This window comes from Pseudarthrobacter sp. J1738 (assembly GCF_050490315.1).
Classification (GTDB): Bacteria; Actinomycetota; Actinomycetes; order Actinomycetales; family Micrococcaceae; genus JBNPEO01.
This window is the reverse complement of record NZ_JBNPEO010000001.1, coordinates 500,756-514,127: the sequence shown is the minus strand read 5'-3', so window position 1 is coordinate 514,127 and position 13,372 is coordinate 500,756. Positions and strand designations below refer to the sequence as shown.

The window sequence follows — 13,372 nt, the reverse complement described above, 5'->3', positions numbered from 1 at the left end:
TGCAATTTAGCGTGAACCGTAGTTGGGCGCCTCGACAGTCATCTGGATGTCGTGCGGGTGAGACTCTTTCAAACCAGCCGCGGTGATGCGGACGAATTTGCCGCGTGCCTTGAGCTCAGGGATGGTGGGGGCGCCGGTGTAGAACATGGTCTGACGCAATCCACCCACCAACTGGTATGCCACAGAAGCCAACGGGCCACGGTAAGCCACACGGCCTTCGATGCCTTCCGGGATGAGCTTGTCATCGCCTGAAACGTCTGCCTGGAAGTAACGGTCCTTCGAGTAAGAAGTGTTCTTGCCACGGGACTGCATGGCCCCGAGGGAACCCATACCGCGGTAACTCTTGTACTGCTTGCCGTTGACAAAGATCAGCTCGCCCGGGGACTCGTCACAACCGGCCAACAGGGAACCGAGCATCACGGTGTCGGCGCCAGCAACAAGTGCCTTTCCGATGTCACCTGAGTACTGCAAACCGCCGTCGGCGATCAGCGGCACACCTGCCGGGATGGCTGCCTTAGCGGATTCATAGATGGCGGTAATCTGAGGAACACCCACACCTGCCACCACACGAGTCGTGCAGATGGAACCCGGCCCAACACCCACCTTGATGCCGTCAGCGCCTGCATCAATCAGGGCTTGGGCGCCTTCGCGAGTGGCAGCCTGACCACCAATAATGTCCACGTGCGCAGCGGACTTCTCAGCCTTCAAGCGGGCAATCATGTCCAACACACCTTGGCTGTGGCCGTTAGCGGTGTCCACAAACAACGCGTCCACGCCGGCTTCAACGAGCGTCATGGCGCGCTCCCAGCCGTCACCAAAGAATCCAATGGCCGCACCAACACGCAAGCGACCTTCGTCGTCCTTGGTGGCGAGCGGGTACTGCTCGGCCTTAGTGAAGTCCTTGGTGGTGATCAGACCCTGCAGGCGGCCCTCGGCGTCAACCAGCGGAAGTTTTTCGATCTTGTTCTTAGCCAGAAGACCCGAAGCCTCTTCGCGACTGATGCCAACGCGGCCGGTGATCAACGGCATTTTGGTCATCACGTCACGCACAATGCGGGACGGGAATTCAGACTCCGGAACAAAGCGAGTGTCTCGGTTGGTGATGATGCCCAGCAATCGGCCGCCCTCGTCAACAACAGGTAGACCAGAGACACGGTAACGGGCACAAAGCTCGTCGAGTTCTTCCAAAGTGGCGTCCGGGCCAATAACCAAGGGGTTGGTGATCATTCCGGACTCGGAGCGCTTCACACGGTCAACGTGATCAGCCTGGTCTGCAATAGAGAGGTTGCGGTGGATAACACCGAGGCCACCCTGACGCGCCATGGCAATAGCCATCCGGGACTCCGTGACAGTGTCCATCGCTGCTGAAAGCAACGGCGTCTGCACCGAGATGCGCTTGGAGATGCGGGAGGAAGTCTCCGCTTCAGAAGGAATAACGTTGGTGTGGCCCGGGAGCAACAGAACGTCGTCGTAAGTGAGTCCAACAAATCCAAAAGGATTATGTTCGGGTGTGGTCATGAGTGCGCCTCTTTCGGGGTTACCGGACGGGTGTGCAACAGATGACCAGCCAGTCATTACGGGTCTGGTCCGTGCGGTTAATAAATACTAGAACGGCAAAGCGGTACTGACATATTCCTGTGGCGAGGCTCGCATTCTGTAACCACGCGGCTTACTTCCAGCCGGTTGCCTTGAGGAGCCGCTTTTCAAACATCGGAACCATTGTCTGAACGTAGGTTTTGGTCAGGTGATTGTCGTCCTTATAGACGTACACGTTGCCCACAACTGCCGGGCACACACCGTCGGTACAGATGAAGTCACTCATGTCCATCAGGGAAAGACCTTGAACCTTGCCTTTGTAGTCATCCAGGGGTGACGAGGCGGCAAGGGAGTGCTCCAACGGCACGTTGCAGTCGGCAGCATTAGCCCCCTTTTTCTGCACGCACTCAGGCATGTTGTACGTAAAGCGTGGGTTGTCGCGGATCCCCACTACGTCGATTCCAGCATCGGTGAACGGCTTAATGCCGTCCAAGTAGCCAGGAACTTCCGTTTCATACGGGGCCTCTTTGTGGGTCAGCGAGGCCACGGTGAACACGGCGTCAGGTTTGTGTTCAAGAACGTATTTCCGGCTGGCTTCATTAAAGGCGTTGCAGTCAGCGTCACGCTGGTCAGAATCAGCACCGTAACGACAATTACCGCGCAAGAGGGTCACTACTTCCCAACCGTGAGATTTCGCTACCGGGCCCAACGCTGCCATGTACTGCTGGGCATGCGAATCACCCAAAACCACAATGGTTTTAGTGGTTTTGATGGGTTTGTCGTTTTGCAGGCAACCGGAAAGCAGCGGGTCACTGGGCACGTTCTCACCGGTACAAAGCCCGTCAATGTCAGCCCATTCGTCTTTCATAGCACCCGGGGCGGGGATCACCTTGGCCTGGGGTGTCACCTTGCCTGCGTTCTCCGGAGCCAGTGCCGCAGCGCCCGGAGTCATTTCCTTGGGCTGCGCGGCAATGGCACGGTCCGCAGCCAGCATGTGGCTCTGCCACAGTGATACCGGTCCAGCCATCACTGCCGCACACACGGCAATCACGACGGCGGAACGCCAGCTACGCGCTTGTGGCCACTGCCAGGTCCGCAGGGGTTTTTCCACCAGCGCCGTGGTGGCAACGGCGAGAATCAGTGAGCTGGCAACAACCAGAAGACCCTGCCAAAGGCTGGGCTTTTCCAAGTTCATGGCGGCTAGAAAGAGCACCAAAATGGGCCAGTGCCAAAGGTATAAGGCGTATGAGTTGTCACCCAGGCGAACCAGTGGACGGCTGGACAGGATCCGGTCAGCACCAAGACGGTGACCGCTTGCACCGGCTACGATCACAGCAGCTGCGGACAGGGTGGGCCACAGTGCTAAAAATCCTGGGAAGGACCGGTCCACGGTAAGCACCAGCCCACACGCGAACATCGCTACAAGACCGCCCCAGCCGAGGAATAATGCCACAAGCCGGCTGGGCTTCAAGTACGGGACGGCAAGGGCCAGCAAGGAACCGAGCGCAAATTCCCATAGTCGGGTACGGGTATCGAAGTAGGCGTAGGCCTGGTTGTGCGCCGTCTGGTCAATCGAGTAAATCAGTGAGGCCACAAAAATGGCGCCAAAGATGATGGCCATAAGTCCGCGGTAGTTGAGGACTTTCCAGCGACACAGCACTTTGCGCAGCACGGCGGCGAGGGCAAATATAACCGGCCACAAAATAAATACTTGACCCTGGATAGACAAGGACCAGAAGTGCTGAAGCGGGCTCGCGGCCGAGTGGTCTTGCGCGTAGTAGTCCACGGCAGTGTCCGCCAAAAGCCAGTTCTGTTTGTACAGCAGGGATGCCCAGGCTTGATCGATCAGGGCCGGCCAGCGGCTTTGCGGCAGCACTAGCCAGGTTCCAGCTAGCGTGGCCAAAATGACCACCACAGCGGCGGGCAAAAGTCGTTTATAAACGTGCAGCCAGTGCTTGATCAAGCTGCGCGGACTCAACAAACCCGAACCTTCGGCCTCGGACTTATCCAGTTTGCGAACAAATGATGAGGTCAGCAAGAACGAGGAAATCAAAAGGAAAACATCAACACCGCCGGAGACGCGGCCCAACCACACGTGGTAAGTCACCACGAGGAGCACTGCTAAGGCACGCAGGCCCTGAATTTCTGGCCGGTACGTCCGGTTAGCCCCCAAAGAGCTAGCAAGTGATGCGGCACTCGGGTTTGTCCGGATGCTTGTGGCGGTCACGTTATAACCCCTTGAGTAGCCGTTCAAAACATCCATGTTACCGTTTTGTGATATTTCCGGCGAATTTGAGCATCTGGCTCGAGGCGCGCCAACACCACTTGCGGTTCCGCATCCGCCCGGCCGTATGGTGTTCTTTGTGACCATCCAATTACGCATCGCAGCCCCCGAATCGCTCAGTGATTCGATAGTTCGCGAGTGCCGCTCCTTCGCCGGGACGGCAGGGCTGTCCGTAAGTTCCGGCGCGTCGTTGATACCCGCCGGAGACGTTATAACCGTGCTGATCCCGCGCGAAGCGGCCGATCGCCTCTTGCAGCGCTTGCATGCGATGGGCGTTCCGGAGCTAGGAGCCGTCACCATCACCGAGCCCGAGTTGGTGTTGTCCAAACGTGCGGACAAGGTGGAAAAACGAGTTCCCGGCGAGGGTGTGGACGCCGTGATTTGGGACGAGGTGGAGGGATCCCTCGGCGAGGATTCTCGCTTGAGCTGGAGTTATTTGGTTTTTCTTATCATTGCCCTACAGCTTGCCGGAATTGGCATTGTTACCAACTCAACCATTGCCGTAGTTGGCGCCATGGTGGTGGGACCCGAATTTGGACCACTTGCGGCCCTAGCCATGGGGCTGATCGAACGGCGTATGACCCTGGTGCGCAACGCCGCTGTGGCCCTAGCACTAGGCTTCCCGCTCGCGATGTTAGTGACAGCAGCGGCCACATGGATCTCACGGCCATGGGGTATTTATTCGTCCGACGCATTAAGTCAGGGCAGCGCCGTCGAATTTATCTACCATCCTGGGCCTTACTCGTTTATTGTTGCTGTGCTTGCTGGCGCGGCCGGCATGATGTCGCTCATTGGCCGCAAATCGTCAGCGCTCGTTGGGGTTTTTATTTCGGTAACAACCGTGCCCGCCGCTGGCTTTGCCGCCGTCGCACTTGTCCTCGGTGACGCACCAAAAGCTGGCGCCTCAGCCATACAGTTGGCCCTAAACCTCGCCGGAATAGTTATTTCCGGCATTGTGGTGTTGTTATTTCACCGTTTTGTCCGGGCGCACAAAACGCCCCGGTCACCGAAGTAACCGGGGCGTTTTGGTGCAGAGTCCAGCTTAGTGCTGGTGGCCTGCGTGATCTTCGTCAGCGGGCTTCTCAGCTACCAAGGTCTCAGTAGTGAGAACCAAAGCGGCGATGGAAGCTGCGTTGCGCAGAGCCGAACGGGTGACCTTGACCGGGTCAATAACGCCGGCAGCGATCAGATCTTCGTACTCGCCGGTCTTGGCGTTGAAGCCGTGGTTGGCTTCCTGCTCAGAAACCTTTGCAACAACAACGTAACCGTCGAAGCCAGCGTTCTGGGCAATCCAGCGCAAAGGCTGAGCCAGAGCGCGGCGCACAATTCCTACAGCAGCAGCCGCATCACCCTCAAGAGCCAGTACGGACGGGTCCGTGTCCAGAGCCTTGAGTGCATGGATCAGGGCAGAGCCACCGCCGGAGACGATGCCTTCTTCAAGGGCAGCGCGGGTAGAAGAAACTGCATCTTCAATGCGGTGCTTCTTTTCCTTGAGCTCAACCTCAGTGGCTGCACCAACCTTGATGACACCAATACCGCCAGCCAACTTGGCCAAGCGCTCCTGGAGCTTCTCGCGGTCCCATTCGGAATCGGTGCGGGTCAGCTCTGCACGGAGCTGGGCTACACGCCCGGCAACGTCCTCAGAGGTGCCAGCACCATCAACGATGGTGGTGTTGTCCTTGGTGACAGCGATACGGCGAGCCGTACCCAACACCTCAAGGCCAACCTGGTCCAAGCTCAAGCCCAGCTCAGGGGAAACAACCTGCGCACCGGTCAAGGTGGCAATGTCCTGAAGCATGGCCTTACGGCGGTCGCCGAAGCCCGGTGCCTTCACGGCAACAACGTTCAAAGTGCCGCGGATCTTGTTGACGATCAACGTGGAGAGCGCTTCGCCCTCAATGTCTTCGGCAATGATGAACAGCGGCTTGGCGGCCTGGAGAGCCTTCTCCAAGAGCGGCAGGAATTCCTGAATCGAGGAGATCTTGCCCTGGTTAATCAGGATAAGTGCGTCTTCGAGCACTGCTTCCTGACGTTCCGCATCGGTGACGAAGTACGGGGACAAGTAGCCCTTGTCGAACTGCATACCCTCGGTGAGGACCAGCTCGGTCTGGGTGGTGGAGGACTCTTCGATGGTGATAACGCCATCTTTGCCCACCTTGCCGAATGCCTCGGCGAGCAATTCGCCGATCTCATCGCTCTGGGCAGAGATTGAAGCTACCGAAGCCACCTGGGTGCCTTCAACTTCGCGTGCGTTTTCCAACAAGCGAGCAGCAACAGCTTCAACAGAAGCTTCGATGCCGCGCTTGATTTCGCCCGGGGCTGCTCCTGCAGCAACGTTGCGCAGACCTTCCTTGACGAATGCCTGTGCCAGAACCGTGGCCGTTGTGGTGCCGTCGCCAGCAACATCATTGGTCTTGGTAGCAACTTCCTTGGCCAGCTGTGCGCCAAGGTTTTCGTACGGGTCGTCAAGCTCGATCTCGCGAGCAATCGTTACACCGTCGTTGGTGATGGTGGGTGCTCCCCACTTTTTGTCCAGAACCACATTGCGGCCGCGCGGGCCCAAGGTGACCTTGACAGTGTCGGCGAGCTTATCAATGCCGGCTTCAAGAGCCCGGCGTGCTGCGTCGTTAAACGCGAGCTGCTTTGCCATGGTGTTTGTCCTTTCAAGGACAAATCCCCATCCAGCGGGTGCAGGACTGCACTGAAGCAATCACTGTGCACTCCGCAAGACAGGGACTTGTTTGGTGGTTACTTTACGACGATCGCGAGAACGTCGCGCGAAGACAAGATGAGGTATTCCTCGCCACCGGTCTTCACTTCAGTTCCACCGTACTTGGAGTAGATAACAACGTCGCCTACAGCAACGTCGACGGGGATGCGGTTGCCATTGTCGTCAACGCGACCGGGGCCGATGGCGACAACTTCGCCTTCCTGCGGCTTTTCCTGAGCGGAATCCGGGATAACCAGACCGGAAGCGGTGGTCACCTCGGCTTCGAGCTGACGAATGACAATACGATCCTCAAGAGGCTTAATAGAGACCGACACTCGGACCTCTCCTTTGCATGAGTTATTCATTGGCGTATGGAGCCTGAGCCGCCAACCGTCGTCGCGGTGCCGGTAGCTGCTCTGGCAGTTAGCACCCAGACATGCCGAGTGCTAATTACGACTCTATGTAAGGGTTAGCACTCGGTCAAGGTGAGTGCCAATTTTCTTCACAAAAAATTCAGCCTGCAAGGTCCTCGAAGTCCACGTCATCGCCGTCGTCATCGGCATCGGAAGCCTCATTGCGCGTGATGTAAACACCCCAGGAACCCGCTGCTACGGCGATTAAGGACAAGATCAGGACCACAACGCTGCCGATCCGGACGCCTGAATAAGCGCCACGAATGGAACGCGCCTCATCAGTGGCATCGTTAACGCTCTTACCGCCCACCGAATAAACGGTTGAGTTGAACAAGTCCAGAAAGAAAATAATCACCAACACCGCGATACATACGACGGCGACTGCCGCACCTGCGATCAGCACCGGCCTGCCGTAGCGCACAGCAAGGCGGCGTCCGGTGGAGGGCGTTTCAGGCTGTGAATCCATGGTGGGTGAGCTCATGTACCCAGCCTATCGGCCATCCCCTCCCGGTGCTGACGCGTGTGGCCTTGGAAGGGACGGCGACTAGGCTGGAAGAATGGCTTCCGCTCCTCATCCCAACGCAACGTCCGCTCAGGACACCGCCAATTCCATTGCCCCCTTACTCACCGAGGAAGGGTGGGAATTGTTGGGCTCTCTGGGTCCATACGTTGAATCAGATGCGTTTGCCCTGAATGCGAGTCTGCGGAAAGCTGGGCACTCCCCCGAGATGGTTTCGGCCGTGCTCACCCAATCACGGTTGCGGACTAAAGCTCAGAGCAAGTTCGGTGAATTCGCAGCGAGTATGTTGTTCACTCAGGCTGGCCTGGAGCAGGCCACACGGTTGAGTGTGGCTGCCCGGCATGCGCAACGTTTTTCCCAGGCCGGTGTCCGGCGTGTTGCTGACTTGGGCTGCGGTTTGGGCGCTGACTCCATGGCGATTGCCTCAATGGACATTGCGGTAACTGCCGTGGAAATTGATGAAACTACTGCCGCGTGCACCACGATGAACCTGATGCCGTTCCCACAGGCCGAGGTTCTGCATGCGGACGCCGAATCAGTTCCCCTCGAGAATTACGACGGCGTGTGGCTAGACCCAGCACGGCGCACCACTTCCACTTCAGGGACACAGCGATTGTGGGATCCGGAAGAGTTCTCTCCGCCACTTTCTTTTGTGGAGAAACTCGCTGATCAAGGCAAAGCCGTGGGCGTCAAAATGGGCCCTGGCCTCCCCCACGATTCTGTGCCCGCCAATTGCGAGGTGCAATGGGTGTCAGTTAATGGCGACGTCACGGAGGCAACCCTCTGGTTCAACACCTTGGCACGTCCCGGAATTCGCCGCTCAGCGTTGTTGTTGGGAAACGGTCCTGCTGCAGAGATGAGCAGTGGTGAGGAATTTGGTACTGGTCCGGAAGTGGGCCTCGGTCCTGTGGCTGGCTATTTGTACGAACCCGACGGCGCTGTGATCCGGGCGGGTCTTGTCACCGACCTCGCCGAGCAACTGGGCGGTCACCTGATCGATGAGCATATTGCCTATATTTGTGGACCGGAGCTGAAGGACACTCCGTTTGCCAGGGCCTACAAGGTGTTAGAGGTTATGCCGTACAACGTCAAAGCTCTCCGGGCGTGGGTGCGCCAGAACAACATCACTGTGTTGGACATCAAAAAACGCGGCACGGCTGTCACGCCGGAAGAACTACGACGGCAGCTTCTGACAGGCCAAAATAAGGGCAAAAAAGCTGGCAAGCCCTCCACAAAAACTTCTGCCACCTTGGTCCTCACCCGAGTGGGCGAGGACCGCTTAGCGATTGTGGTGGAACCGGCTTAGACCGGCTGGCGCGAGAACTCGCTGGCTTCGATGACCTGTTCCGGAGTGGGACGAACACCTGTGTAGAGCACAAACTGTTCCTCGGCTTGGATCGCAATAACTTCAGCGCCAGTGATCACCGCTTTCCCGGCAGCACGTGCTGCCTTGATCAGCGGGGTTTCCGAGGGCAAGGCCACCACATCAAACACCACTGACGCGGCGCTAATAGTTTCATCTGGGAAAGACTGCACAGCTGCGTCGTCGCCATTCATTCCCAGCGGAGTGACGTTGATGATCAGCTGAGCTTGCGCATCCCCCACAGCTTGACGCCACTGGAAACCATAGAGCTCTGCGAGCGCGGTTCCTTTGGCTTGGTTCCGGGCTACGACGGTGACCTTAGTGAATCCTGCGTCCCTGAGAGCAGCCACTACAGCTTTAGCCATACCTCCGGCACCTTGAACTAGCACTGTGTAATCCGTGGGCACAGCATGGTCTTTCAGAAGCCGCGCAATGGCAATGTAGTCGGTGTTGTAGGCGGTCAGCACACCATTGTTGTTCACAATGGTGTTGACCGATTCAATGGCGCTTGCCGAGGGGTCCATCACATCAACGAGGGCAATAACGTCTTCCTTGTACGGCATAGAGACGGCAGCCCCGCGAATCGGCAGCCCGCGAATACCCTGAACGGCCGCGGCAAGGTCAGCCGGAGCAAACGCCTTGTAAACAAAGTTCAGGCCCAGCAGATCGTACAAATAGTTGTGAAAGCGTGTACCGATGTTGCTGGGACGCGCAGCTAATGAGATGCACAGGGACATGTCTTTGTTCAGGATGGGCATAGCAAAAGTCTAGACGTGCCGTCTGCTCCTATTTGCAAGCGGTGCCCACCGGATAGGGCCCGACGGCGGCAGGCAGCTTTCCGGGTGCGCTCGCCTGACCGCTGAGGTACTGAATGAGGGCTGCGAAGGCGCCTGGGCTACGCCCGTAGAGCGCAATTTTGCCGAGCTTTGCCTGGGATGGGGCAAGAACCCAGGGCGAGTCCAGAGCTATCACAAAGTCCCCTTCCGCATAACGCACCGTTCCACCGGCCAACGTCACGATTGGGCCAGTACCTACTCGTATTCCGGCGGCTGTAGCAGCATCTGCTAGCCGGGAGCGGTCTTGGGGCGTACCCCCGGAGATCTGGATGCCGTTGGCAATCTGATTGCCTACGCACTGTCCCTGAACCACTGTTAGACCTGCAGCAGATATTTGCCGCGAGAGAACCATGTGGCTGCCTGCGGTGGCGGGAGTGGCGCCGTGCGAGGCGACCCGAACCCGCCAAATCATCATGGTGGCTACCCGGGTAGCAGCCTCATTCAGCCGGAACAGGGGAATGGTCCCGTCCGCCACACTCTGCACAATGGCCGCATGAGCTAGACGCACATCGGCGGGCATCAGCAAGAGGTCAGCTCCGGCAGCAAGTGCTGCAACAGCTGCGGATCCACCGGGATATTGCTTTTGAAGCGCACCCATATTGAGGGCGTCCGTAATGGCCACACCGTTGAACCCCAGACTACGCAAGAGCTGATAGTTCTTCGGTGACACTGACGCCGGGACACCTGACTCCACCGCTTTGACGTCCAAGTGTCCTGTCATCACCATGGGCAATCCTGCGTCGATGCCGTGTTGGAACGGCACCAAGTCCCGCGCTTGGAGCTGGGCCAGGGTACCGTCCTGAACGGGTAGTGCGATGTGTGAATCCACTGTCACGGAACCATGCCCCGGGAAGTGTTTGATTGAGGGAAGCACACTTCCGCTGAGAATCCCTTCTGCCACCGCCGTACTGAGCTCAGCTGCCTGGGTGGGGTTTTGGGACATGGAGCGGGCACCGATCACCGGGTCCGCCGGGCCGATTGTTACGTCAGAATCTGGGGCAAAGTCTGTGTTAAAGCCCAAGTATCGTAGTTCGGTGGCAATGCCTTGCCCCATGTTGCGAGCGAGCTGGACGTTTCCGGAGGCTCCCAAGCTCATAGCAGATGGCCACTCGGTGAGGGGCGCACGCAGTCTTGCTACTGCCCCGCCTTCTTGGTCTACGCCGATCATCCCTGGCCAGCGTCGGCCGTCGGACATCGTGGCCTCGGTAAAGGCAGTATTAAGGTTTTTCACTGCAACAACGTCTGCTGATCCGTCGGATAGCAACGGTACGTTGTCCCCCATGATGATGGTTCCTGCAAGGTGGAGTTCCTTGATCAGTCCAAGTTCAGTGGAAGGGTCAAGACCTTTGTAGTAGGGCAAAAGAACTTGGCCCGCTTTTTCCTCAAGGCTCATCCGGGAGATGGCGGCAGCAGCGGCGTCGTAATCCTTTTTTGCTGGACCCCAGCCCAGTGGGGCATCGCCCGGTGCGGGCTTATTGGTGGTCACTGATGGCGTAGGCGTTTCCGTCATGGTGCTCCGGGTAGTGGCTGTGGTGTTTGAAGTGGCGGGCTGCTCAGATGCGGAGGTAGCGGCAGAGTTCACTGAACCTGGCGGTGCTGCAGACCAACATGCCGTGAGTAACCCGAGGCTCAGCGCTGCAGAGAGCACAGTAATACCCCGGCGGATGCTCAGTGACGCTCGGTGCTTGCCCATTAGTTCAAGGCTACGCCTGCACTAGAATGAAAACGCCCGTCACAGCCACCTCGCACCACTCTAGGAGTCACATGTCGATTGAATTCGCACAGTCGGACCAATCGACACTTGGCATTGAATGGGAACTTGCTCTGGTTGATGCCACCACTGGTGAACTCGCTTCCGTGGCCAATGAAGTTTTGCGTGGCGTCTCAGCCAAGCACCGGACCCTGAACGAGGACGACGAGCACCCGCACATCAAACAAGAGCTGTTACTGAATACGGTGGAGCTGGTGACAGGTGTGCACCGCCGCGTGGGCACAGCAAAGGCTGACTTAGAGGCGTCCCTCGCGGCAGTGCGTGAAGTCACCGATCCCATGGGTGTAGAAGTTTTCTCCGCCGGAAGCCATCCCTTCAGCCCGCCGCAGCTGCAACCGGTCACTGACAAAGAGCGCTACGCCAAACTCATTGACCGAACCCAATGGTGGGGCCGGCAAATGGTGATCTATGGTGTGCACGTTCACGTTGGTCTTGACCATCGGGACAAGGCCCTGCCCGTGATGGACGGGCTCACCAACTACTTACCGCACTTCCAGGCATTGTCCGCTTCGAGCCCATTTTGGGGCGGCGAGGACACCGGCTACGCTTCCCAGCGCGCTTTGATGTTCCAGCAATTACCCACTGCCGGACTCCCGTACCGTTTCAACACCTGGGCTGAATATGAGAGCTACGTCCAGGACATGTTCACCACCGGTGTGATCGACGCAGGCAGCGAGATTCGCTGGGACATCCGCCCCGTACCCGCCCTTGGCACAGTGGAAATGCGGATTTGCGATGGCCTGTCTACGCTCGAGGAAGTCGGCGCCATCGCCGCACTGACACAATGTTTAGTTCAAGAGTTCTCCGACGTCTTGGATTCTGGGTGGCGCATTCCGGCCATGCCCCGGTGGTTCGTTAAAGAGAACAAATGGCGCGCCGCTCGTTACGGTTTGGACGCGATCATCATTCTCGACGGCGACGGCAACGAACAGCTTGTGACCGATCACTTGCGCGAACACGTACTCAACCGTTTGGAGCCTATTGCTGCCCGTTTGGGTTGCGCTCAAGAGCTTTCAGACGTTGAAAAAATCATCGATCGAGGCGCTGGATACCAACGCCAGCGCCGAATTGCCGAGGCGAATGGCGGAAATCTTCAGGCCGTGGTCTTGGACCTGGTCAAGCAAATGCGCGGCGGCCCCGAACTCTAGTTTTCCTCGACCGGCTTCGCCTCGTTCGACGGTGAGATTTCGAGCGAAAGAAAAGTGACGTCGTCGGCCTTTTCTCCGGCTTTACGCTGAACCAAACGCAAGCGATGTGTCAGCTCCAAAACGGTGACGGGATCGCTGGCCAAAACGGCCAGCTGTTCGGCACTGACAATGCGTCGCTGTACCGCAAGCCAAGCACCGTCAGAGCACATCATGAGCCGCTTTACGTCAGCGAATTCCTGGATGCGGGCGTGGCTCGCGGCGCTTGCCTCACGCCGGGCAACCCACACACCAGCATCGCTAGTGTTGCGCCGCTGGCGGGCAAGAATGTGCTCTTCCGGGCTCAGCGATTCATCCACAAGCGGTGTACCCAAGCTGTGCCGGGAACCATCTGAAAGTTCAACAACCCCCTGACAGTCAGCAAGACTCGCCACTGTGAGAACACCGTTGTGGACGGCTGCCACCATCACGGCGGCGGAGGGGAACCGAACGTGCTCGTCACCTACCAGTTCTTGGGCAATGACATCCATGTCAGCGAGCGCAGCTGCCAGAATTTGCTGGGCTGTACCTGCCAAATGGTGCCGGGCCAGGAGCATGCTCAATTGTTGGGCGTACCACTGCGGATCTGAGGCGCCAGGTAACCCGAGTTCTTTCAGCATTGAGGTGGCACCGTCCACCACCCATGCCGCTGGCCAACGCACTCCACAAGCATCTTCGTTAACGTGTCCGTCCCCTTCGAGGGACAAACTGCTCAGGAGATTAAATCCGCCGCTGCGCTTCACTGTAGCCATCGA

11 protein-coding genes are annotated in these 13,372 nt (G+C 58.0%); 3 read left to right on the top strand and 8 right to left on the bottom strand.

Annotated features, from left to right (window positions below; translation table 11 throughout):
* Window positions 1–6: 6 nt before the first annotated feature.
* Together guaB and ACQR35_RS02470 are read right to left on the bottom strand one after the other, a co-directional pair.
* Window positions 7–1,518, bottom strand: coding sequence for an IMP dehydrogenase (gene guaB, locus ACQR35_RS02475; RefSeq protein ID WP_430266430.1), 1,512 nt, complete (start codon window positions 1,516–1,518; stop codon window positions 7–9).
* Between the two features lie 151 nt (window positions 1,519–1,669).
* The gene (locus ACQR35_RS02470; protein ID WP_430269097.1) at window positions 1,670–3,763 is read right to left on the bottom strand and encodes an acyltransferase family protein; all 2,094 of its coding nucleotides are present in this window, start codon (window positions 3,761–3,763) and stop codon (window positions 1,670–1,672) included.
* Between the two features lie 136 nt (window positions 3,764–3,899).
* On the opposite strand from ACQR35_RS02470, the gene ACQR35_RS02465 reads away from it, so the two are divergent.
* Window positions 3,900–4,835 (top strand): DUF389 domain-containing protein, encoded by a 936-nt coding sequence (locus tag ACQR35_RS02465; RefSeq protein WP_430269096.1) that lies wholly within the window; start codon window positions 3,900–3,902, stop codon window positions 4,833–4,835.
* A gap of 27 nt (window positions 4,836–4,862) precedes the next feature.
* Here the strand turns inward: ACQR35_RS02465 and groL are convergent, their stop codons facing one another.
* The 3 genes from groL to ACQR35_RS02450 form a co-directional block, all read right to left on the bottom strand.
* Window positions 4,863–6,470: a chaperonin GroEL gene (gene groL / locus ACQR35_RS02460; protein WP_430266427.1), complete on the bottom strand. Its 1,608-nt coding sequence runs from the start codon at window positions 6,468–6,470 to the stop codon at window positions 4,863–4,865.
* 98 nt (window positions 6,471–6,568) lie between these two features.
* A complete protein-coding gene (gene groES, locus ACQR35_RS02455; RefSeq protein ID WP_430266426.1) occupies window positions 6,569–6,865 on the bottom strand; it encodes a co-chaperone GroES in 297 nt (98 codons plus the stop codon).
* A 178-nt stretch (window positions 6,866–7,043) separates the two neighbouring features.
* Entirely contained in the window at window positions 7,044–7,424 is a 381-nt protein-coding gene (locus tag ACQR35_RS02450; protein ID WP_430269095.1) for a hypothetical protein, read from the bottom strand.
* A gap of 76 nt (window positions 7,425–7,500) precedes the next feature.
* Here ACQR35_RS02450 and ACQR35_RS02445 point away from each other — a divergent pair, with 76 nt between their 5' ends.
* Window positions 7,501–8,769: a THUMP-like domain-containing protein gene (locus ACQR35_RS02445; RefSeq protein ID WP_430266424.1), complete on the top strand. Its 1,269-nt coding sequence runs from the start codon at window positions 7,501–7,503 to the stop codon at window positions 8,767–8,769.
* Here the strand turns inward: ACQR35_RS02445 and ACQR35_RS02440 are convergent.
* Window positions 8,766–9,584: a shikimate 5-dehydrogenase gene (locus tag ACQR35_RS02440; RefSeq protein ID WP_430266423.1), complete on the bottom strand. Its 819-nt coding sequence runs from the start codon at window positions 9,582–9,584 to the stop codon at window positions 8,766–8,768. The two genes, ACQR35_RS02445 and ACQR35_RS02440, sit on opposite strands and share 4 nt — an antisense overlap.
* 28 nt (window positions 9,585–9,612) lie before the next feature.
* A complete protein-coding gene (locus tag ACQR35_RS02435; protein ID WP_430266422.1) occupies window positions 9,613–11,355 on the bottom strand; it encodes a glycoside hydrolase family 3 protein in 1,743 nt (580 codons plus the stop codon).
* 71 nt (window positions 11,356–11,426) lie between these two features.
* Here ACQR35_RS02435 and ACQR35_RS02430 point away from each other — a divergent pair, with 71 nt between their 5' ends.
* Window positions 11,427–12,581, top strand: coding sequence for a glutamate--cysteine ligase (locus tag ACQR35_RS02430; protein WP_430269094.1), 1,155 nt, complete (start codon window positions 11,427–11,429; stop codon window positions 12,579–12,581).
* Here ACQR35_RS02430 and ACQR35_RS02425 read toward each other — a convergent pair.
* On the bottom strand, window positions 12,578–13,369 hold the full coding sequence (locus ACQR35_RS02425) for a hypothetical protein (protein ID WP_430266420.1): 792 nt from the start codon (window positions 13,367–13,369) through the stop codon (window positions 12,578–12,580). The two genes, ACQR35_RS02430 and ACQR35_RS02425, sit on opposite strands and share 4 nt — an antisense overlap.
* Between the last annotated feature and the right edge of the window lie 3 nt (window positions 13,370–13,372).

What these genes read in the sequence shown, in the direction of transcription:
- groL (WP_430266427.1), bottom strand. Translation starts at nt 6,470, where the DNA reads ATGGCAAAGCAGCTCGCGTTTAACGACGCAGCACGCCGGGCTCTTGAA.
- ACQR35_RS02440 (WP_430266423.1), bottom strand. Translation starts at nt 9,584, where the DNA reads ATGCCCATCCTGAACAAAGACATGTCCCTGTGCATCTCATTAGCTGCG.
- ACQR35_RS02445 (WP_430266424.1), top strand. Translation starts at nt 7,501, where the DNA reads ATGGCTTCCGCTCCTCATCCCAACGCAACGTCCGCTCAGGACACCGCC.
- guaB (WP_430266430.1), bottom strand. Translation starts at nt 1,518, where the DNA reads ATGACCACACCCGAACATAATCCTTTTGGATTTGTTGGACTCACTTAC.
- ACQR35_RS02425 (WP_430266420.1), bottom strand. Translation starts at nt 13,369, where the DNA reads ATGGCTACAGTGAAGCGCAGCGGCGGATTTAATCTCCTGAGCAGTTTG.
- ACQR35_RS02430 (WP_430269094.1), top strand. Translation starts at nt 11,427, where the DNA reads ATGTCGATTGAATTCGCACAGTCGGACCAATCGACACTTGGCATTGAA.
- ACQR35_RS02435 (WP_430266422.1), bottom strand. Translation starts at nt 11,355, where the DNA reads ATGGGCAAGCACCGAGCGTCACTGAGCATCCGCCGGGGTATTACTGTG.
- ACQR35_RS02450 (WP_430269095.1), bottom strand. Translation starts at nt 7,424, where the DNA reads ATGAGCTCACCCACCATGGATTCACAGCCTGAAACGCCCTCCACCGGA.